Consider the following 19,853-nt stretch of genomic DNA (forward strand, 5'->3'; position numbering starts at 1 on the left):
CCCGTCATCCGCCCCGCCTGTGAAGGCCCGGTCCGCATGGAGTGGAGAGATCGTGAAGGACATGCGGTCCGGGCCTGCCCGGGCCCGGCGTTCGTCGCTGCCGGGTCAGGCGGTTTCCCTGAGCAAACTTCAGTGCTGGGTCCAGCAGCCTTCCTCCTGTTCGCCATGGGCGAACGGGTCGTGCAGGCCCTGTTGCATCGCCTGCGGACGGCCGCCCTGGGCGCGGGCCGCGCTCAGCGGGTCCAGTGCCTTGGCGGTCTGGTCGGCCAGCTCGTCCCAGTGGGCCTTGGTCACGGCATCGCCGGCGGCGCGGGCCTTGTCGGCGAACTGCTTGTTCAGCGACTTGACCTCGGCGCGGATGGCGGCGCGGCCATCGTCGTAGCTGGAGCCGTCGGACAGCTTGGCCGTCAGCACGTCCACATAGCTGCGCTGCAGATTGCGGCGCTGGCCATTCGGCGTGACGCCGGTCTTCAGTTCGCTCAGCACGCCGGCGCGCAGATCGGCCAGCAGCTGCTCGACACGGTAGGCCTTGTCGCCGTAGGCCTGCTCCTGCGTGTGCATGCGGCTCAGGCGGTCGCCGGAGAGCAGCGAACCGAGCAGGCCGCGCTGGGCCGAGACCACCAGGCCCGGGCCGACGCCAACCGGCAGGCGCTCCAGCACCTTGGGCTCCAGGATCCACTGCGGATAGCCGGCGAACAGCTGCTCGCTCAGGAAGGCCACGGCGCGCGCCTGCTGGGCCTTGCTGGCCGGCGTGCTGACCGCGCCCGCCTGGCTGCCGGTCTTGACGCGATGGTCGTAGCCGCCGACCAGGGCCGCCACATGGCCCAGCTCGCGGGTCCACTGGCCCCAGACACCCTTGTACAGGTCGCTGAGGTCGCGGTCGGTCTCGCCGGCGCGGATCGCCATCTTGGGCAGGTTCTTGACGATGCGCTGCAGGTTCTTGGTGCCGAGCTGCGTGGCGCTGACGGCATCGGCATCACCCACCGCCTCCATCACCGTGCCGTAGTCGCCGTTCTGCGGTGCCTGGAAACGCAGCCAGGGCGTGTCGTCCTGGACGCGGGCCCAGGCATCAAGCGTCGGCTTCTCGGCCGCGGGCGTCTTGGCCGAAGGGATGGGCGCATAGCCCCACTTGGTGGCGAAGACGTCGTAGGGGCCGATCTTGGGGATCAGCAGTGCGGGATCGATCTTGTCCTCGGGCTGCACCAGGTAGTTCATGCGGCTGTAGTCCATGATGGACGAGACATGGCCCATCTCCTTCAGCCACTTGGCGTCGCGCAGCTTCTCGAACGGGTACTGCGAGCTGGCCTTCTGGTTGTGCTGGAAGCCGAGCGAATGGCCCACCTCGTGAGTCACCACCATGGCCACCAGGTCGCCCATCAGATCGTCCGGCAGCGGCAGCGATTGCGCACGCACATCCACCGCACCGGCCTGCATGATGTACCACTCACGCAGGATCTTCTGGATGTTGTGATACATGACGATGTTCGCGTTCAGGATCTCGCCGCTGCGCGGGTCGCTGAGGTGCGGACCATAGGCATTAGGAATGCTTGACGGCACCCAGCGGATGATGCTGTAGCGCACGTCTTCCGGATCGAACTCGGGATCCTCTTCCTTGGTCGGGAAGGGGCGGGCCTGCACCGCGTTCTTGAAGCCGGCGGCCTCGAAGGCGACGTTCCAGGCCTCGATGCCCCTCTTGACGTAGGAAACCATCGCGGTCGGCGTGGACTTGTCGATGTACCAGACGATGGGCTTGACCGGTTCGCTCAGTGCCGCGTTCGGGTCCTTCTTCTCCAGGCGCCAGCGCGTGATCAGGCGCTCGCGCTCTATGGTGTGGCGGTCATGGCCGTAGTCGGTGCGCCCCACGTAGAAATAGCCGACGCGGTCGTCCATCAGGCGCGGCATCATGGCCTTCTCGGGCAGCTCCACGAGGTTGTAGGCGATGTTGAAGGTGGCCGAACGGGCCGGCCAGCCGGCCGGTGCCGGCTGCGGGCCGAACGGGCCGTTGAGCATCTGCGGCGCCGAGTAGGTGTGGACCGCATCGATGCGAACGCTGCCGGCGAAGGCCCGCGCGTTGTCCACGTAGCTGCGCTGGGCGTCCAGGCCCGTGCCCTTGACCATGCGACGGGCGCTGAAGTCGCCGACCTCGGCCTGGAACAGACGGCTGACCTCGATCACCGGCGAGCCATCGGCCGCGAAGGCCTCGACGTTGAAGCTGGCGAGGATGGCGTCGCGCTGCGAGTTCTGGACGGCCTCGGCATTGGGGCGGGCGCTGTCCATCGCGAACGCATGGTCCACCGCCTGGAAGTAGACCTTGTTGCCCTTCTGGAAGAAGCGCACCACCTCCTGGTTCAGCGCCTTGCCCACGTGATCCACGTCGGAGGGCACCGAGGTGGCGTTGGCCACCATCAGCAGCTGCTTGCCCAGCAGTGCCTTGGGAATCTCGAAGTAGAGCTTGGTCTTGACCTGGTGGACCGTGACCAGGCCCTTCTGGCTCTTGGCATCCTTGGTGATGACCTTGTCGAAGGCCTTGGGCTCGACCTCGGGCGTGGCGGCCGGCGCGCCGCCCGGACGGGCGGCCGAGGCCGCGCCTTCGGCCGGGGCCGGCGGGGTTTCCTGGGCGAAGGCGGCGCCCAGAGCCAGCGAGAGCAGCGCGGCCAGCGGCAGGCGGCGGAAATGTGTGGACTTCATGGTGTTCGTGTCTGTCTTGAGGAAGAGAGAGAGAAAGAGGGGGAGGGAGCGGGCTGCCGACGGCTCAGAAGCGGCGGCGCAGCGTGAACGTGTAGCGCATCATTCGCGGGTCGACCGAGCCGTTGACCGTGCCCGTGGGACTCAGCGGCGGCGCCAGGTCGGTGGCGTTGATCAGGCCCAGCGAGATGCGGGTGTCCTGCATCAGTCGCCCGATCAGGCTGTCCTTGTCATGCCAGCGGCCCGTGCCGTAGTCGTACCAGACGTTGGTGTTCCAGGTCGTGGTGCCCGGGTACATCACCGGGTTGGCCGAGATGCTCACCGGGAAGCCGGCCTGTTGGATGCCCGTCAGGCTGACGCCGGCGCCGCGATAGGCCCAGGCCATGCTCACCACGGCGCGCCGCGGCTGCAGCCGGGCATCGGTGCTGGTGCTGGGCGCGGCGCCCGGCGTGACGATGGCCTGCAGCTTGTCGGTGCGCGTCATGCGGCCGTTCAGCGAGAACTCGCCATAGGCCGTGTTGCGCACGAAGCGGACCGAGTAGTCGTAGCCCGAGGCCTGGTACAGGGCAATGTTGCGCGAGGTCGAGTCGACGGCCGTGATCTTGCCGGCCGTGTAGCCGGCAGCGGCGTCTGCCGGCGTCAGATCTGCCCGGGTGAAGGCCTCGGGGAAGTACAGCAGCAGGTCCTGGCGGCTCGGCGTGCTGATGCGGTCCAGGATCTTGGAGCGCCAGCGGTCGACCGAGAACGACAGCCCCTTGGTGGCTTCGAACGGCGACTCGATCTGCAGGCCGAGGTTGTGGTGCACCGACTGCTCGGGCTTGAGGTTGGGGTTGCCGCCCAGCGTGAAGGGCAGGATGCCGGTGACCTGCTCGTTCTTGCGGTAGGTGTCGACGAAGGACGAGGAGCCCGTGGCCGGCACGGTCTGGTTGCTGACGAAACGCGGCCGCGTGATGTCGATCAGGTAGGGCACGCGGAAGGCCTCGTTGCGCGTGGCCCGCAGCGACATCCAAGACACCGGCTTGTACTGCCCGCCGAGCGTCTTCTTGCTGGCCGCTCCGAAGTCGTTGTAGCTGTCGCGCCGGATCGCGCCGGTGACCGACAGGCTGTGCACCAGCGGAATCCTCAGGCTGGACTTGGGGCTGAGCAGCGGCACCGACGCCTCGAGGTAGCGGGCATCGGTGATCCGGTCCTGCTTGGGCTCGGCAGCCTGCGTGGTATCGACGCCGGTGGTGTCGGTGATGTTCGTGAACTTGACCGAATCGACGCGGCGCTCCACGCCCACGGCCATGTTGATGGGGCCTGCTTCCAGCTGCCAGGCCGGACCGTCGAAGCTCAGGCTGTAGGTGCGGTTGATCGGCTGGTCGTAGCGCTCGTCCTTGAAATACGCCGACTCCAGCACGCCCGGCGCGTTCGGTGCCGAGCCTTCCTTGCCTATCAGCGAGTAGCTGTCATGCAGCAGCACCGGCGGCGTGCTGCCGGCAATCAACGCCGTCATGCGTGGCGAATAGAACTGGAACACGCCTTCTGGCAGCGAGGGGTTGCTGCGCGCATCGCTGAGGTTGAGGCGGTAGCGCCAGTCCCTGGGCAGGTCGCCGCGCAGGCCGATCGAGGTCGAACGCTGCTCGAAGGTGTAGTGGCGCTCCGGCGTGCCGAGCTCCCACATGTACTTGTAGACGCGGATAGGCACACCGAACGGATTGCCCTGGTAGCCGGCCGGCAGTGTGTAGCCGCTCAGAGCCACCGGATCGCCCGGCGCCGCCGACTCGTTCTTGGACCACATGAAGTCCGCATAGGCCTGGGCCCAGGGCGTGAACTCGTACTCGGCATGCAGCACAGCCGCCTGGCGCTTGTACTCGTTGAGCGCATTCAGGTAGTTGCCGGCGTCGTAGCGGGCCGTGCCGGTGGCGGCGGCGTAGTCGGCAATGGTGGCCGTCTTGCCGTTGGCGCCGGTCGGGATGAAGGCCGTGGTCCGGCTGCCGAGGCCCGGCAGCGTGCCGCTGACAGCCTGCACATGGCCGCCCAGGTACAGGTTGCTGGCCGTGCCGTCGGAGCCACCCAGCCAGCGGCGGTCGTCGGTGGCCAGCCACTCCCGGTCGCGCAGGGCCAGGGCGTTCTGGGTCTCGACCGAGACCGAGCCGCGGGCCGAGAACTTCTCATGGCGGTAGGCATGCGACAGGCTGACGCGGTTGTTGGCCGCGTCGGTCACCAGGGTGTTGTCCAGCGCGTACTCGAACTCGGTGCCACGGTAGCGCTTGCGCGTGATGATGTTGATCACACCGCCCACGGCATCGGCGCCGTAGATCGCGCTGCCGCCGCCGAGCAGCACTTCCACGCGCTCGATGGCCGACATCGGGATGCCGGTGGCCTCGTAGGCCTCGGCCACGCTGCGCGAGCCGGTGCGCGGCAGGCGCAGGCCGTCGATCAGGATCAGCGCATTGCCCTGGCCCAGCCCGCGCAGGTTGAACAGCAATCGGCCGTCCGGCGCGCTGCGCGAACTGTTGCCGTCGAAGCTGGCAGACGCGCCGACCGACAGTTGCGGGATCAGGTTGCGCAGCTCGGCCAGCGTGGTGACGCCGGAGCGCTCGATGTCCTGGCGGGTCAGCACCTCGACCTGGTTGATGCCCTGCTCGCCGACGATGGAGCGCAGGTGCGAGCCGGTGATCTCCACCGGCGCGATCACCTCGACCTTGCGCACCACGAATTCGCCGCTGGCCACCACCTGGCCGAGCGTCAGCCGGGTGTTGCGCAGCAGCTCCTGCATGGCCTGCATGAAGCTGAAGTCACCGCTGATCCGGTTGGTGCGGATGCCGTGCAGCTCCTCGCTCTTGAACTTGACCACCACGCCGGCCAGCTCGGCCACCTGGCGCACCGTCTCCACCGCATCGCCGGCGGCGAGATCGAATTTATGAACGCGCACCGCCGCCGCGCTGTTGGCGGCGGTGCTGGTTTTTGGGACGGGATCGGCCTCCGGTTCGGTGGCTTCGCCGACGGCATTGGCGCCGCCCTGCGGGGCCGAGGCGCGAGGTGCCGGTGCTGCCGCCTGGCGCAGCGTGGCCGCATTCGGGCCGGTCTCGACGATCTGCAGGCCGCTGCCCTCCAGCATGCGCGTCAGCGCCTCGCGGGGACTCATCACGCCGCTGACCTGCTTGGTGCTGATGCCCTTGAGCAGGTCGGGCGCATACAGCAGCTGGAAGCTGTGCTGCTTGACCAGGGTCTGCAGCGCCTGCGCGGCCGGCTGGGCGGGAATGTCGATGGACTGGGGCTTGGCGGCTTCGCCGGGGGTCTGGGCCGACAGCTGGGCATGGACCGCCAACAGGGCGGCCAGGGCCAGGGGCCGACAGGCGAATCGGGGGCGTCTCTGCACGAGGGACTCCTGTGAGGATTTTTAAAGGCTTAACGACGTCCGGACAGACCGATACGACGCTTCAGCCGACCTCATCCCCCACAGGGATAAACCCTGAGCACAGCGAAAGCGGACCGCAATCCGCCTTGTGTTCTTCAGCCGCGGCCGACCAGCCAGCGGCCCTCTTCCTGCCTCACCTTCAGACCGAAGCCCTGCTCCAGGCTGCGCAGGAACACGCTGATCTCGCGCGTGGCGAAGGCGCCGGAGATGCGCATCTCCTGCAGCGAGGCGTCGGTCAGCTGGATGGGCTGCTCGCTGTAGCGGTTGACCTCTTCCAGGGCCGCGGCCAGCGTGGTGTTGTCGAACACGATGCGGCCCTGCTGCCAGGCCAGCTTGCGCTCCAGCTCATGCGCACTGGCGACCGAGAGCAGGGTCTGCTCGGCCTGGTCGATGGCGACCTGGCCCACGCCCAGGCGCACCGGCTGGCTGCCCTCGTCCTTGCGCAGTTCGACGACACCCTCGTAGACCGTGACCTCGACGCTGCCGTCGGCATGGCGCTGGACCAGGAAGCGCGTGCCCACGGCCCGCACGGTCACATGGCCGGCCTGGACCTCGAACGGGCGCTTGGCGTCCTTGGCCACGTCGAACAGGCCGACGCCGCGCTCCAGCCTGACGCGGCGATGGGCCGATTCGTAGGCCACCTGCAGCTGCGAGGCGGCATTGAGTTCGGTGCGCGAGCCGTCGGGCAGCAGCACCAGATGCTGCTGGCCCACGGCCGTGCGGTGGCTGGCGGCGTAGGCCGCCTCGTCTTTGCCGATAAGGATCCAGGGCTTGACCAGTACCAGGGCCAGCAGCAGGCCGGCAAAGGCCGCACCGCCCCAGGCCCAGCGCGGTACGCGTCGGCCGGCGGCCGTGGTCTTGGCCGCGGCCGGGAAGCGGGCACGGCTGGCCGCCGCCCAGATCAGCGCATGCTCGTCGAGCAGGCGCTTGTGGTCGGCATCCTCGGCCAGCCAGTCCTTCAACTGCTGGCGCTCGGCATTGCTCAGGTCGCCGGCATCGATGCGCGCAATCCAGCGGCGGGCCTCGTCGGCCGCCCCGCTGCTCCCTGCACGCTCAAAGTCCAGCACATTGGTTTGCATCAGCTTCGTACTTCCTTGCCGCCTGCCTGCTTCAGACCTCGGTCATGCTCGGCCATGGCTTCCTGGCAGAGCTGCAGCGCCCGGGTGATGTGGCGCTCGACCGTCTTGGTCGAGATCTCCAGTCGCTCGGCGATTTCCGCGTGGGACAGATTGTCGATCTTGCGCAGCCGGAACACCTCCAGGCACTTGGGCGCCATGCGCTCCATCGCCGCCTCGATGGCCGCGATGCGCTGGCGCTGCTGTATCAGGGCCTCGACGCTGGGCCCCGTATCTTCAACGCGCAAGTCGTCCCAATCCCCCACTGCATCGGTGGCCCGCGAGGTGCGCTTGCGCAATTCGCTCAGCGCCAGGTTGCGCGCCACCGTGTACAGCAGGGCCTCGCTGACCGGGGTCTGCTCGCCCAGCTCGGCCGCGTAGACGCGCAGAAAGGCCTCCTGCGACACCTCGGCCGCATCGTCCGCATTGCCGAGCAGGCGCTGGACGTAACGTTCCAGCGCCTTGCGGCGAGCGCGGTAGATGTCGAGCAGGCTCATGGGGCGGCGACTATAGGTCAAGCCCGGCGCAGCGCGCCAGCCCTCAGAGCAGCCGCGTCTTCTTCAGGTAGGTCTCGACCTCGCGGTAGGTGCCGTCGTCGCCTGCGTACTTGACCACGTTGCGCACGGTGCGCAGCCAGTCCAACGTCGAGGGCTGCAGCTGTGCGAGGGCCGCATCGAAGTCGCTCATGGCCAGGCCGCGGTCCTCGTCGCCGTCCAGCGCATCGGCCAGGGCCGATTCCTTGGCCAGCTCGATCAGGCCGTCGATGTCGGCGCCGGAGCAATGCTCGCTGCGGGCGGCCAGGGCGGCGAAGTCCAGGCCCTGGCTGGGCACGCCCAGCAGCTTGGCCTCGAACATGCCGCGGCGGGCGTCGGCATCGGGCGGCGGCACGAAGATCTGGCGCGAGAAGCGGCCCGGCCGCTTCATTGCATCGTCCACGTCCCAGGGCATGTTGGTGGCGGCCAGCATCAGCACGCCCTTGTTCTCGCGGCCGAAGCCGTCGAGCTGGGCCAGGAACTCGTTGACCACGGTGCGGGCCGAGGCGGCGCCGGCCTTGGAGCGGGCATAGGCCAGCGCATCCAGCTCGTCGAAGAACAGCACGCAGGGCTGCTGGCTGCGCGCCTTCTCGAACAGCGCGGCCAGGTTGCGCTCGCTCTCGCCCTGCCACATCGACAGCACATCGGACACGCCCGCCGAGATGAACTCGGCCTTGCATTCATTGGCCAGGGCCCGCGCCAGCAGGGTCTTGCCGCAGCCCGGCGGGCCGTACAGCAGCAGGCCGCCGCCGCTGTTCATGCGAAAGCGGTCGAACAGGCCCGGCTTCAGATAGGGCTCGATGATCTTGAGCCGCAGCGTCTTCTTCAGCGCTTCCATGCCGACGATGCTGGTGAAGCGCACCTTGTCGGCCGGCGCCGCGGTCACCAGCGACTGGACCTTGGGTGCCGGTGCCGCACCGACCAGCTGCAGGCGGCCATTGCCGCTGGCCACGGCCTGGGGCGCGGGCGGCGGGGCCTCGGCCTCCTCAAGCAGGGCGCGGGCCGCGGCATCGTCGGGCTGCTGCTGCAGGAGCAGGCGGGCCTGGCGCGCCGCATCGTCGCTGCGGCCATTGCGGAGCAGCGCCTGCGCATAGTCGCGGCGCAGCGCGGCATTGAAGGGCTCCAGCAACAGGCGTTGCTCGAGCGGGTTCAGCGACTCATCCATGTCATGGCTCATTCCGGGCTCACAGGTCTTGGTGCTTCTTGTCCGGGGCTCAGTCGGCGGGCACGCGCATCACGCGCTTCAGCAGCGGCGGCCAGATCCAGCTGTAGAGCACATAGACCACCAGGGCCACGAAGAAGTAGCCGGACTGGGCCGGCAGGAAATGCTCGCCCAGGCGCAGGCCGATCACGGCCAGCAGCCACAGCCCCACCGAGGCCTTCAGGCCCCAGCGTTGCAGCGGCCACAGCGGCCACATGCTCCAGTGCGTGGCCATGCGCGTCTGGGCGACCAGGCGCAGCAGATTGGCATCTTGCGGATAGGCCCGCAGCAGTTCGCGTGCCAGCTGGTGGGCGGCGCGCAGCCGGCCCTGTTCCAGCAGCGACTGCAGTACCAGGCGCAAGGTGTGCTCGTCCTGCGGATCGGCCACGATCAGCTGGACCATGGCTTCGCTGTCGCTGCCACCCTTGCCATCGGCCAGGTCGCACAGGGCACGGGCGCGCAGCGCGGTCGGGTCCTGAGGATCGCGGCGCAGCGCCACCTCGGCCAGCTGGCCGGCCTTTTCGAAATGCAGAGCCCGCAGCATCAGCCGCGAATACAGGGCCCAGTAGCCGGCCCAGTGCGGCTGCTCGCGCAGGAGCTGGATGATCAGCAGCTCGGCCTCGGCCAGCTCGCCTTCGTCGGCCGCCACCAGATGCAGCAGCAGGCGGGCGTCGGCGCTGTCGGGGTCATCGGCCAGCAGCTGCTGCAGCGTGCTGCGGGCCGAGTCGTTGTCGTCGCTCAGGTAATCGGCGCGGGCCACGGCCAGCAGCAGGCCGGCATGGCGCGGCTGGTCGCGCAGGGCGGCACCGGCCAGGCGACGCGCCTCGGCATAGCGGCGTCGCTCGATCAGCTGCTCGGCCCGCCAGGCCAGCTCGTCGGCATCGGGCGGCTCGGCGCCCTGGTAGGGCAGGGTGTCCATGGAATCGTTCATTGCTGAGGCGCCTGAAGGAAGGCCAGCAGCAGCTGGGTCAGCAGATAACCGGCCACGATGGCCACCAGGCCCGGCCAGGTGCCGTTGGGCCGCGGCAGGCCGGCCAGGTCGCAGGCGCGCTGCTCGCGCCGGTGCAGCCACACGGCACCGCCGCACAGCAGCAGCGACAGAGCCCGCACCAGCACACCGGGCGGCAACGGCAGGTCCGTCATCCAGCGGCACAGCTCGTTGCCGCAGGCGCCGTACAGCTGCTGCATCACGACCAGCCAGGCCAGCACGGCCGCGGCGGCCGGCGCCAGATCGACCTTGAGCCGGTTCAGCCGGTAGCTGTTGGCCAGGGACAGGCCCACCAGGGCGGGCACACCGCCGAAGAAGGCGGTCAGGAACAGCGCCTGCAGGCTGAACAGCGAGCGCCGTCTGCCGATCTCGGTCAGGCTGGGCCGCAGCAGGGCCTCGATGTCTGGCTCTCGACTCATGGTTCTCGCGTTGCTTGCTCGTTCTGGAGAATTCTGCGCGGCCTCCCTGGCTCTGCAGCGGCCGCGATTATTGCCGCTGGCGCCGGCGCCCTCAGCCCAGTTCCCGATGCAGCCAGGCCCGGGCCAGCGTCCAGTCCCGCTTGACCGTGGCCGGCGAGATGCCGAGCGCCTCGGCGATCTCCTCGTTTTCCAGTCCGCCGAAGAAGCGCAGCTCGACGACCTTGGCGGCACGGGCATCGACCTGCTCGAAGGCCAGCAAGGCCTCATGGACGGCGACCAGGTCGCGATCCGGCGGCAGGGCCAGCCGATCCAGGCTGGATAGCGTCAGCGGCACCAGCTCGGCCGCCCGCTTGTCGGCCCGGCGGGCCAGCTCATGGTTGACCAGGATGCGCCGCATCATCACGGCCGCCACGGCCATGAAGTGCCCGCGGTTGCGCCATTGCGTGCGCGTCTGCTCAGCCAGCCGGAACCAGGCCTCGTGCGACAGCGCCGTAGCCGACAAGGTATGCCCTGCCTCCTCGCGCCGCATCTGCGAACGGGCCAAGCGGCGCAGCTCGTCGTAAAGCAGGCTGAACAGCTGGTTGCCCACTTCGGCCGATCCGGCCTGCTGGGCATTCAGCCACTGCGTGATTTCGGCGAATTCAGGCGTGCTCATGCCGGGTCCGATGCTGCGCCTGTCGACGCATGAGCCTTTTGCGGCGCGCAGGCTGCGTAAGCAAACAGGAGCTCCTGTCGGGCTCGTCCATCCACGGAGATCGTCGCCATGCTGACCAAGTGCCCTGCCCCTCTGCCATTGACTCGTCTTGTCATCCTAATCGGTGCCGCCGCCCTGACCGCCTGCGGCGGTGGTGACCCGGAACCGGCCCCGACTCCAGCGCCAGCACCAGCACCAGCACCAGCACCAGCACCAGCACCTGCTCCTGCTCCTGCTCCTGCTCCTGCTCCTGCTCCTGCTCCTGCACCAGCACCAGCACCGGCACCTGCACCTGCACCTGCACCTGCACCTGCACCTGCACCTGCACCTGCACCGGCACCTGCACCGGCGAGCTATTCCAGCTACCTGGAGTTTGCAACCGCCGCCCCGACCACCCGGGCAGCCGCGCCGAGCGGCGCGCTGGCCTGGCTGGCTGGCAGTTTCTACGGTCGCAGCTCTAGCGGCCCCTGCTCGATCTTCATCAACGCCAACGGCAACGTGACAGCCACCCTGAACGGCAGTACACAAAGCGCCGCCCTGGACGGTGATGCCAATGACACCTGGTTCCAGCTGCCAGCCAACGCGATGAGCTTCGGGGTGAATGTCGCCGGCGCCGGGCAAGGCATCGCCCTGACCGGCTATGCAGGCCGCCTCGCCTTGGTGGAGGTGGTCGGCGTGCTCGACAAATGCGCCATCGCTTTCAAGTCGGATACGACGCTAGACATGACGCCGAGCAGCGTGCCACCGGTGCCGATCAAGTCGAGCGGCCTGTCAGCGGCCGACCTGCCCGCCTGGTTGCTGCGCCAGCATGTCGGTCACCTGGCGGGAACGCTGCTGGCACCACAAAGCCAGAGCGCCGCCTGCACGCTGGACGTGGCGGCGGACGGCAGCGTCACGCTGAGCGCCGCCGGAAGAAGCCTTGAGGCCAAGATCAGTGGCGGTCTGACCAGCGCCACGGGTGGCGACCGTGACAGCAGCGCGGCCTCGCGCCAGTCGGCCTATGCCGCCCTGACCGGTGCACGCGACTGGGTCTGGACGATCACCGGCCAAAGCCCGGCGGGCAGCGACACGGTCCAGATCGATGTGGAGCTCGCCTACACCGCCGCCCGCGCCCAGGTCAGCTACGCGATCGCGCAGGTCAAGCCAAGCGCCGGCGGCGCGGCCTCCCGCATCGAAGCCTGCTACTTCAACAACTGAACCGGCGGCAAGCCTGGGCTTGCCAGCATGTGAGGGCTCGCAGGCTGACCGACACTGAAGCGATGACTGAACCCCTGGACTGGAGCGCTGTCCGTCAGCTGTTCGACGCGGCGCTGGCCCTTCCGGCGAACGAACGCGAGGCCCATGTACGGGCCAGCGGCCGATCGCCGGCCGAACAGGCGGAAGCCCTGTCCCTGCTGGCACACAGCAGCGGCGGTGGCAACGACGACCCGGCCTTCATGGTCCAGCCCGCGGCCGCCATGACCGCAGGCCGGGTGGGCGAGCGGCTGGGGGCCTGGCAACTGGTGCGGCCACTGGGCGCCGGCGGCATGGGCGAGGTCTGGCTGGCACGCCGTGCTGACGGGGCCTATGAAGGCGAGGCGGCCGTCAAGCTCCTGCGTCGCGGCATGGACTCGGTCGCCGTGCTGCAGCGCTTTGCGCGCGAACGCCAGGCGCTGGCGCGACTGGACCATCCCCATATCGCCCGCCTGTTCGATGCCGGCCTGAGTGCCGAAGGCCTGCCCTATTTCGTGATGGAACGCGTAGACGGCCGACCCATCGACCAGGCCTGCGCCGAGCTGGCGCTGGAAGAGCGGCTGCGCCTGTTCCTGCAGCTGGCCGATGCGGTCTCGCATGCGCACCGTCACCTGCTCGTCCATCGCGACCTCAAGCCCGGCAACGTGCTCGTCACCGAAGCCAGGCAGGTCAAGCTGCTCGACTTCGGCATTGCCAAGGCACTGGACCCGCTGGACGATGCCCAGGCCGCCGAACAGACGCAGGCCGGCCAGCGGCCGTTCACCCCCAGCCATGCCAGCCCGGAGCAGGTGCGCGGCGATCCGGTCTCGACGGCCACCGACCTGTATTCGCTGGGCGTGCTGCTGTACCAGCTGCTGACCGGGCAGCGTCCCTATGGCCGAGGCGCCGGCAGCCCGGCCGAACTGGCCCGGGCCGTGCTCGAGGAATCGCCGACGCGTCCCTCGAGCCTGGATGCCGCCGCGGGCACGGATCCCGACCGCTGGTGGGCAACACGTCGCCGTCTGCAGGGCGACCTGGACAACATCCTGCTCAAGACGCTGGAGAAAGCCCCGGCCAGGCGCTATGCCAGCGTGGACCTTCTGGCCGAGGACTTGCGCGCGTTTCTGGAAGGCCGGCCGGTCAGCGCACATGCGCCGAGCCATCGCTATCTGCTCGAAAAGTTCGTGCGCCGGCACCGCATTCCCGTCGCCCTGGCTTCGCTAGCCCTGCTGTCGCTGCTGGGTGGCCTGGGCGTCAGCGCCTGGCAGACCCGGCAGGCGCAGCTGGCCCGCGACGAAGCGCGCGGCCAGCTGATGGCGGTCAAGCACATCATCAGCGAGCTGGTGTTTCGCTATGGCGACACCACCACCACCCTGCCGGGCGGCCCCAAGGCCCAGGAAGCCATGTTGCGCCAGACCCTGGAACAGCTCGAAGGCCTGACGAGGCAGAGTCCGACCGATGAAGACCTGCAGCTGCTGGTCGCCTCCACCCTGGGTCGCATCGCCGAATTGCAGGGCAACCAGACCCTCGCTTCACCCGAGCGCGCCAGCGAAGCTCAGGCCACCGTCCAGCGCGCCTTGTCGATGGCCGAACCGCTTTGGGCAAAGCATGCGCAGGACTGGCGATTCGCGCTCTGGCATGTGCGCACGCTGGCGATCCATGCCCAGCTGCAACAGCTGCAGGGTGATCCCGCGGCCGGCGTCAGTTCCCTGCGCCAGGCGCTCGCACGCACAGGCGAAGTGCTCGACCGCGAGTCCCAGCCCGTGGCGCGGGCCCATCTGCTCGCGGCACGAGCCAACGCCACCTTGCTGCTGGCCCGGCTGCATGACCAGGTGAACGTCGCCAGCCTGAACAAGCCCCAGGAGGCGCTGGACTACTACCGCAAGGCCGAGGCCGACCTTCGCGCCATGCTGGAGGACCAGCGGCTGCTGACCGAGATCGAACGCACCGCCGTGCCGGGCGATCCGGCCACCGACGTCTATCTTCGACACCAGATCGGCACCGTGCTGGGCGGTCGCGCGCTGGTCTTCCTGCGCCAGGAGGATCTGCCCGCCATGCGCAAGGAGGCGGAGGCGGCCCTGGCCTTGCGGCGTGCCAACGTGGCGCGCGAGCCGCGCAATGCCACCTGGCGCGACGGCCTGATGGTGGAGGCCAACACGCTGGCCGTGGCGCTGATTCGGCTGGGCGACGCCGAGGCCGCGCTCGAGGCCGCACAGCTCAGCTGGGACACCGCCGCCAGCCTGGCCAGGGACGAAGGTCCAGCCAGCAAGTGGGCCGGTGCAGCACCGCTGCTGGCCCCGCAGTATGGCCGGGCACTGGCGCTGAACGGGCGGCATGCACAGGCCCTTGCGGTGCTGGAGCGCGGCATCGACTTCTGGGCCGGCGTGCTGGCCAAGGGCGCCAATCCGAATGCCCAGCGGCGCAAGGCCTGGCTGGAAATCCACAAGGCTCGCTCACTGCAGGCTCTGGGTCAGGCCGAGGCAGCACAGCGCCTGACACGTCAGGCCTTGGCGGCCCTGCAGCCACTGCAACAGCATCCGGCGCAGGGCCGCGATTCGCTGCTGGCCAGCGCCGAGGGGCATTGGCTCATGGCCGGACTGCGTCCGAGCGAGGCCGCCTCACATCGACTCCAAGCCCGCAAGGCGTTGGAAGCTGCTGCGGCGATCCGGCCCCTGGGGCTGGACCATCAGAAGCTGCTGAGCGCGCTGGGCTCGGTCTCGAACGGATAGCGCACCCCGACCTGGGCGCGGATGCGGTCCATCCAGCGCAGCAGGGCCCGGGTCTCGGCCTGCGGCATGCGCGGGCTTTCCTGGCGGCCGGCGCGGATGCAGGCCATGGCTTCCTCGATCTCGTACTCGAAGCCGTTGACGCGGAACGGCGCCTCGACCCGCTCGGCCGCCTGTCCATGGACGCGCAACTCCAGCGCCGTGGCCTGCCAGAAGTCGCGCGGCAAGCAGATCTGGCCGCGCGTGCCCTGGATGACGAGCGCGTTGTCCGACACCGCATCGAAGCTGCAGACGAACTGCGAAGCGAGGCCCAGGTCCTCGAACACCAGGCTGGCGGCGATCTGGGCATCGACGCCGGTCGGCGCGAGCCGGCCCAGGGTCTCGATGCGGTCAGGTTCGGGGCATTGGCCGAAAGCCTGCTCCAACACGAAGCGCGTGGCGGCCAGGTTGTAGATGCCTATGTCCAGCAGGGCGCCGCCGGCCAGCTCGGGCGCGAAGCAGCGGTTCTCCGGCGAATAGGGCGCCGGAAAGCAGAAGCTGGACTGGAGGCCACGCAGCTCGCCAATGGCGCCTTCGGCCAGCCATTGCGCCAGCTGCTGGTAGGCCGGCAGGAAGCGGGTCCACATCGCTTCCATCAGGAAGACGCCGCGTTCGCTCGCCAGCTGCAGCAAGGGCTCGGCCGCGGCCAGGCTGGGCACCAGCGGCTTCTCGCACAGCACCGGCTTGCCGGCCAGCAGGCAGGCGCGGATCGCGTCGCCATGCAGGGCATGCGGCGTGGCGATGTAGACCGCATCGACACCGGGGTCGGACAGCAGCTGGTCCAGCGAAGCGGTCACGCCACCGCCCCAGCGTTCGGCAAACGCCGCGGCCTTGCCCGTGTCGCGCGCCTGGCTCAGGTGCAGCCGGGCGCCGGCAATGCCGCCCAAGGCCTCGGCGAAGCGGTTGGCGATGCGGCCCGGGCCTACCAGGCCCCAGCCGAAGCGTGGCGCCTCGGCCATCACAGCTTGCGGGCGTCGCGGAAGTCGTCCATCTTCTCCGGCAGGCGGTAGCGCGTGTCCATGCCGAAGGGCTGGATGAACTTGCGCGCCTGGCCGCCGGCCTGCAGCTTGAAGCCGCAGACCATCTCGCCCAGGCAGGCATGCAGCATGCCGTCGTTGTAGTCGGACTTGAGCACGGCCACGCGCGAGACCTTGCCGTCGGCCTCGACCTGGATGCCGAACTTGATCTGCTTGTTGCCCTTGGCGATGTCGCTCTCGCGCTGCATGGCGCGCTGGTAGCAGCGGGCCACGGTGCGCTGGGCGCTGTTCATCTGCTCGACATAGCTGTTCCACAGCTCGCGGGTCAGCTCCTTGCCGTCTTCAGCGGTCGAGGCGAACTGGCCGGACTCGTCGTTGTTGGCATAGCAGGCCTCGGCGGCCTGGGCCAGCGGCGCAGCGGCGACCAGGCTGGCGGCGGTCAGCAGGCCCACCAGGCGGGACAGGGTTTGGCGCATGGAATCGGACTCCTTGTGATTGGGCGCGGCCGCATTGTGACCTTAAGATCGCCGCCATGGCTGAACACCCTCTCGCCGCCGAGCTGCGCCGCCATGTCCGCACCGTGCCGGACTGGCCGGTGCCCGGCGTGCAGTTCCGCGACATCACGCCACTGCTGGCCGACGGCACCGCCTTGCGCCAGCTGATCGAAGCGCTGGCCCAGCGCTACGAGTCGCAAAAGCCGGATGCCATCGTCGGCCTGGAGGCCCGCGGCTTCATCATCGGCTCGGCCCTGGCCTGCCGCCTGGGCTGCGGCTTCGTGCCCATCCGCAAGAAGGGCAAGCTGCCCTTCGAGTGCATAGAAGAGAGCTATGTGCTGGAGTACGGCAGCGCCACGGTGGAAGCCCATGTCGATGCACTCAAGCCGGGCCAGCGCGTGGTGCTGGTCGACGACCTCATAGCCAGCGGCGGCACCATGACGGCCGGCGCCCGCCTGGTGCAGCGGCTGGGCGCCGAGCTGCTGGAATGCGCGGCCGTGATCGACCTGCCCCAGCTGCGCGGCTCGCAGCAGCTGCGCGAGGCCGGTCATGCGGTCTTCTCCCTGCTCGAGTTCCAGCTCAGCGATGCTTAGGCGGCGTCGCCTAGCCAGCCTGGCCCTGCTGCCCCTGCTGGGCTGCGAACCGAGCAGCGAAAACCGGGCCGGGCGGCAGATCGATGCCGAATGGCACCGCCGCGCCGCGCTGGAAGGCCATGTCGCGCCCTGGTTCGCCCATGCGCCGCGACCCGACGGCAGCTTCCACGTCAATTTCGGCCGCGACTGGACCGCCAAGACCGGCCAGAACATCGAGGTCACGCACCACGCCCGGCTGGTCTATGCGATGACCGCCGGCTACGAGCTGAGCCAGGACCGTCGCTACCTGGAGGCGGCCTACCGCGGTGCCGATTACCTGCTGAACCGCTTCGCCGACAAGGTGCAGGGCGGCTTCTTCCATGTGCTGTCGCCCGCGGGCAAGGTCGTGGCCGACTTCAAGCGCTGCTACGGCCATGCCTTCGTGCTGTTCGCACTGGCCGAGCTGTTCCGCGTGAGCCAGGAGCCGCGCTTCAAGGAGGCGGCGCTGCTGGCGCTGCAGCACATAGAGACCGGCCTGGCCGATCCGCTGGGCGGCTACCGGGCCCACACGGCGCGCAACTTCGTGCCCGGCGGCCGTGACTCGCGCAGCCAGAACCCGCTGATGCACATGTTCGAGGCCCAGCTGGCCCTGCTGGAAGCCACCGGCGATCCGGCGGCGCGGGCGGCGGCGCGGCGCCTGGGCGACTTCGTGGTCAACCAGCTGCTGCAGGGCCTGCCCGACGGCACGGCCCAGATTCCCGAGTGGTACGACGCCTTCTGGAAGCCGCTGACGACCAAGGAGGCCGGCGCCTACACCGACATAGGCCACCAGTTCGAATGGAGCCACCTGCTGGTGCGCAGCACGGCCCTGGACGTCTCGCAGGTGCACGCGCCCATCGCCGACCGGCTGCTGGACTACGCGCTCAAGCAGGGCTACGACGAGATCGACGGAGGCGCCATCAGCCAGGTCTATCCGGACCAGCCGGCCTGGAAGAGCAAGGGCTGGTGGCAGCAGGCCGAATGCCTGCGCGCCCTGATCGTCCATGCCACGACCAGCGGCCGCAAGGAACTCTGGCGCCGCTACGACCAGACCCTGGGCCTGATCCGCGACGAGCTGGTCGACCCCCAGCAGGGCGGCTGGCTGCCCGGCGTCTGCAAGCGCAGCGGCTGCGAGGACGTGCAGCCCGACCCGTACCACATGCTGGGCATGCACCTCGCCGCGATCAAGGCGGCGGGACGCTGAGAAGGGCGATGGAGCTGGCGCGCTGAGGCTGCCGGCGGCACAGCCGCCCTGCCCTATTTGCCGATGCAAAAGCTGCTGAAGATCACGCCGAGCAATTCATCGGCCGTGAAGGCACCGGTGATCTCGCCCAGCGCGTCGTGGGCGAGGCGCAGCTCCTCGGCCAGCAGGTCCAGCGCCGGCGGCTTCTGGACAGAGACGGCGTGGGCCATGGCCAGATGCTCCTGCGTGCGGCGCAAGGCCTGCACATGGCGCTCGCGGGCGATGAACAGGCCCTCGGGCGTGGCATGCCAGCCGACCTGCTGCAGCAGGCGCCGGCGCAGCTCATCCAGGCCCGCACCGGTCTTGGCCGAGAGCAGGACTGCATCGGGGGCCGGGTCTTGCCCATGCTCGACATCGGCTTTGTTGAAGACCTGCAGGATGCGGCCGGGATCAACGCCCGCCAAGCGCTCGGCAATCAGCTTGTCTTCGGCTTCGTAATCAGCCTGGCCCAGGCGGCCTAGGTCATGCAGGAACAGCACCACGTCGGCCTCGGTGATCGCCTCCCAGCTGCGCGCCACGCCAATGCGTTCGACCTCGTCTTCGGTCTCGCGTAGGCCGGCGGTGTCGCTGACGTGCAGAGGCACACCTTCGATCTGAATCGTCTGGCTGACCTTGTCGCGCGTGGTGCCAGGGATGGGCGTGACGATGGCCAGTTCGGCGCCAGCCAGGGCATTGAGCAGCGAGCTCTTGCCTACGTTGGGCTGGCCCGCCAGCACGACCTTGATGCCTTCGCGCAGCAGCGCGCCTTGCTGCGTTTGGTCCAGCACCTTGTCCAGCTGGGCCGAGAGTCGGGCGAGGCGGCCCAGGGCATCGGCCTGCTCGAGGAAGTCGATCTCTTCTTCCGGAAAGTCCAGCGTGGCCTCGACCAGCATGCGCAGATTGATCAGCGCATCGCGCAACTGCCCGACCTCGTCCGACAAGGCACCCGAGAGCGCCCGGCTGGCGCTGCGCGCGGCAGCCTCGGTGCTGGCGTCGATCAGGTCGGCCACGGCCTCGGCCTGGGCCAGGTCCAGCTTGCCGTTCAGGAAGGCACGCTGGGTGAATTCGCCCGGCTCGGCCAGGCGCATGCGCAGGTCGGTACCGACCTCCATGCACCGGGCCAGCAGCAGCTGCAGCACGACCGGGCCGCCATGCGCCTGCAGCTCAAGCACATGCTCGCCGGTGTAGGAATGCGGGGCCGGGAACAGCAGGGCCAGGCCGTGGTCTATCGCATCGCCGTTGGCGGCGCGGAACGGCAGGTACGTAGCTTCGCGGGGCTTGAGCGCCCTGCCGCAGATCGCTTCGACGACTGGGGTCAGGTCTTGCGGTGACGAGACCCGCACGATGCCGACGGCCCCGCGCCCGGGAGCGGTGGCAATGGCAGCAATGGGGTCTTGGTGGCGGGACAGCATGGGCCCATTGTCGCGCCCCGTATCCGTGTGGGGGCCGAGCCGAGCGCAGGGCCGCCCCAAGCCGGCTCCGCCCCCTCGGGGGGCAGCCTCGGTACACCGAGGCGTGGGGGCCTGATGATGTA

The 19,853-nt window shown here is 69.1% G+C and carries 16 protein-coding genes; 4 read left to right on the forward strand and 12 right to left on the reverse strand.

Features of this window, described 5'->3' with window-relative positions; all coding sequences use genetic code 11:
* Positions 1–129: 129 nt before the first annotated feature.
* The 9 genes from QT382_RS20340 to QT382_RS20380 all read right to left on the reverse strand — a co-directional run bounded on the left by QT382_RS20340 (position 130) and on the right by QT382_RS20380 (position 11,417).
* The gene (locus tag QT382_RS20340) at positions 130–2,688 is read right to left on the reverse strand and encodes a zinc-dependent metalloprotease (protein WP_289255952.1); all 2,559 of its coding nucleotides are present in this window, start codon (positions 2,686–2,688) and stop codon (positions 130–132) included.
* 64 nt (positions 2,689–2,752) lie between these two features.
* Positions 2,753–6,049, reverse strand: coding sequence for a TonB-dependent receptor (locus tag QT382_RS20345; protein WP_289255953.1), 3,297 nt, complete (start codon positions 6,047–6,049; stop codon positions 2,753–2,755).
* A gap of 134 nt (positions 6,050–6,183) precedes the next feature.
* Positions 6,184–7,167 carry a FecR family protein gene (locus tag QT382_RS20350; protein WP_289255954.1) on the reverse strand — a complete coding sequence of 328 codons (984 nt, stop codon included), beginning with the start codon at positions 7,165–7,167 and terminating at the stop codon, positions 6,184–6,186.
* Entirely contained in the window at positions 7,167–7,700 is a 534-nt protein-coding gene (locus QT382_RS20355; protein WP_289255955.1) for an RNA polymerase sigma factor, read from the reverse strand. The genes QT382_RS20350 and QT382_RS20355 overlap by 1 nt, the downstream gene beginning before the upstream one ends.
* Before the next feature lie 43 nt (positions 7,701–7,743).
* Entirely contained in the window at positions 7,744–8,913 is a 1,170-nt protein-coding gene (locus QT382_RS20360; RefSeq protein ID WP_289255956.1) for an ATP-binding protein, read from the reverse strand.
* Positions 8,914–8,950: 37 nt separating this feature from the next.
* On the reverse strand, positions 8,951–9,868 hold the full coding sequence (locus QT382_RS20365) for a tetratricopeptide repeat protein (RefSeq protein WP_289255957.1): 918 nt from the start codon (positions 9,866–9,868) through the stop codon (positions 8,951–8,953).
* Positions 9,865–10,344, reverse strand: a complete 480-nt coding sequence (locus tag QT382_RS20370; protein WP_289255958.1) for a hypothetical protein — start codon at positions 10,342–10,344, stop codon at positions 9,865–9,867. The genes QT382_RS20365 and QT382_RS20370 overlap by 4 nt, the downstream gene beginning before the upstream one ends.
* A gap of 91 nt (positions 10,345–10,435) precedes the next feature.
* Positions 10,436–10,999, reverse strand: coding sequence for an ECF-type sigma factor (locus tag QT382_RS20375; RefSeq protein ID WP_289255959.1), 564 nt, complete (start codon positions 10,997–10,999; stop codon positions 10,436–10,438).
* A 151-nt stretch (positions 11,000–11,150) separates the two neighbouring features.
* Complete coding sequence (locus QT382_RS20380) at positions 11,151–11,417, reverse strand: hypothetical protein (RefSeq protein ID WP_289255960.1); 267 nt, start codon at positions 11,415–11,417, stop codon at positions 11,151–11,153.
* Positions 11,418–11,536: 119 nt separating this feature from the next.
* Between QT382_RS20380 and QT382_RS20385 the strand changes: the two genes are divergently transcribed.
* Together QT382_RS20385 and QT382_RS20390 are read left to right on the forward strand one after the other, a co-directional pair.
* Positions 11,537–12,235 carry a hypothetical protein gene (locus QT382_RS20385; protein ID WP_289255961.1) on the forward strand — a complete coding sequence of 233 codons (699 nt, stop codon included), beginning with the start codon at positions 11,537–11,539 and terminating at the stop codon, positions 12,233–12,235.
* 62 nt (positions 12,236–12,297) lie between these two features.
* Entirely contained in the window at positions 12,298–14,979 is a 2,682-nt protein-coding gene (locus QT382_RS20390) for a serine/threonine-protein kinase (RefSeq protein WP_289255962.1), read from the forward strand.
* Here the strand turns inward: QT382_RS20390 and QT382_RS20395 are convergent.
* Positions 14,937–15,974, reverse strand: a complete 1,038-nt coding sequence (locus tag QT382_RS20395; RefSeq protein ID WP_289255963.1) for a Gfo/Idh/MocA family protein — start codon at positions 15,972–15,974, stop codon at positions 14,937–14,939. The genes QT382_RS20390 and QT382_RS20395 overlap by 43 nt on opposite strands.
* Positions 15,974–16,468, reverse strand: a complete 495-nt coding sequence (locus QT382_RS20400; protein WP_289255964.1) for a hypothetical protein — start codon at positions 16,466–16,468, stop codon at positions 15,974–15,976. Before QT382_RS20400 ends, QT382_RS20395 begins: the two co-directional genes overlap by 1 nt.
* Before the next feature lie 56 nt (positions 16,469–16,524).
* Here QT382_RS20400 and QT382_RS20405 point away from each other — a divergent pair, with 56 nt between their 5' ends.
* Together QT382_RS20405 and QT382_RS20410 are read left to right on the forward strand one after the other, a co-directional pair.
* Positions 16,525–17,079 (forward strand): adenine phosphoribosyltransferase, encoded by a 555-nt coding sequence (locus tag QT382_RS20405; protein ID WP_289255965.1) that lies wholly within the window; start codon positions 16,525–16,527, stop codon positions 17,077–17,079.
* Positions 17,072–18,301 carry an AGE family epimerase/isomerase gene (locus tag QT382_RS20410; protein ID WP_289255966.1) on the forward strand — a complete coding sequence of 410 codons (1,230 nt, stop codon included), beginning with the start codon at positions 17,072–17,074 and terminating at the stop codon, positions 18,299–18,301. The genes QT382_RS20405 and QT382_RS20410 overlap by 8 nt, the downstream gene beginning before the upstream one ends.
* A gap of 53 nt (positions 18,302–18,354) precedes the next feature.
* On the opposite strand, the gene mnmE is transcribed toward QT382_RS20410, so the two are convergent.
* Positions 18,355–19,731, reverse strand: coding sequence for a tRNA uridine-5-carboxymethylaminomethyl(34) synthesis GTPase MnmE (mnmE, locus tag QT382_RS20415; protein ID WP_289255967.1), 1,377 nt, complete (start codon positions 19,729–19,731; stop codon positions 18,355–18,357).
* Positions 19,732–19,853 lie beyond the last annotated feature (122 nt).

This window comes from Pelomonas sp. SE-A7 (assembly GCF_030345705.1).
In the GTDB taxonomy this organism is placed as follows: domain Bacteria; phylum Pseudomonadota; class Gammaproteobacteria; order Burkholderiales; family Burkholderiaceae_C; genus JAUASW01.

Coding starts and splice junctions, on each gene's coding strand:
- QT382_RS20340 (WP_289255952.1), bottom strand. CDS start 2,688: ATGAAGTCCACACATTTCCGCCGCCTGCCGCTGGCCGCGCTGCTCTCG.
- QT382_RS20350 (WP_289255954.1), bottom strand. CDS start 7,167: ATGCAAACCAATGTGCTGGACTTTGAGCGTGCAGGGAGCAGCGGGGCG.
- QT382_RS20355 (WP_289255955.1), bottom strand. CDS start 7,700: ATGAGCCTGCTCGACATCTACCGCGCTCGCCGCAAGGCGCTGGAACGT.
- QT382_RS20360 (WP_289255956.1), bottom strand. CDS start 8,913: ATGAGCCATGACATGGATGAGTCGCTGAACCCGCTCGAGCAACGCCTG.
- QT382_RS20365 (WP_289255957.1), bottom strand. CDS start 9,868: ATGAACGATTCCATGGACACCCTGCCCTACCAGGGCGCCGAGCCGCCC.
- QT382_RS20370 (WP_289255958.1), bottom strand. CDS start 10,344: ATGAGTCGAGAGCCAGACATCGAGGCCCTGCTGCGGCCCAGCCTGACC.
- QT382_RS20375 (WP_289255959.1), bottom strand. CDS start 10,999: ATGAGCACGCCTGAATTCGCCGAAATCACGCAGTGGCTGAATGCCCAG.
- QT382_RS20390 (WP_289255962.1), top strand. CDS start 12,298: ATGACTGAACCCCTGGACTGGAGCGCTGTCCGTCAGCTGTTCGACGCG.
- QT382_RS20395 (WP_289255963.1), bottom strand. CDS start 15,974: ATGGCCGAGGCGCCACGCTTCGGCTGGGGCCTGGTAGGCCCGGGCCGC.
- QT382_RS20400 (WP_289255964.1), bottom strand. CDS start 16,468: ATGCGCCAAACCCTGTCCCGCCTGGTGGGCCTGCTGACCGCCGCCAGC.
- QT382_RS20405 (WP_289255965.1), top strand. CDS start 16,525: ATGGCTGAACACCCTCTCGCCGCCGAGCTGCGCCGCCATGTCCGCACC.
- QT382_RS20410 (WP_289255966.1), top strand. CDS start 17,072: ATGCTTAGGCGGCGTCGCCTAGCCAGCCTGGCCCTGCTGCCCCTGCTG.
- mnmE (WP_289255967.1), bottom strand. CDS start 19,731: ATGCTGTCCCGCCACCAAGACCCCATTGCTGCCATTGCCACCGCTCCC.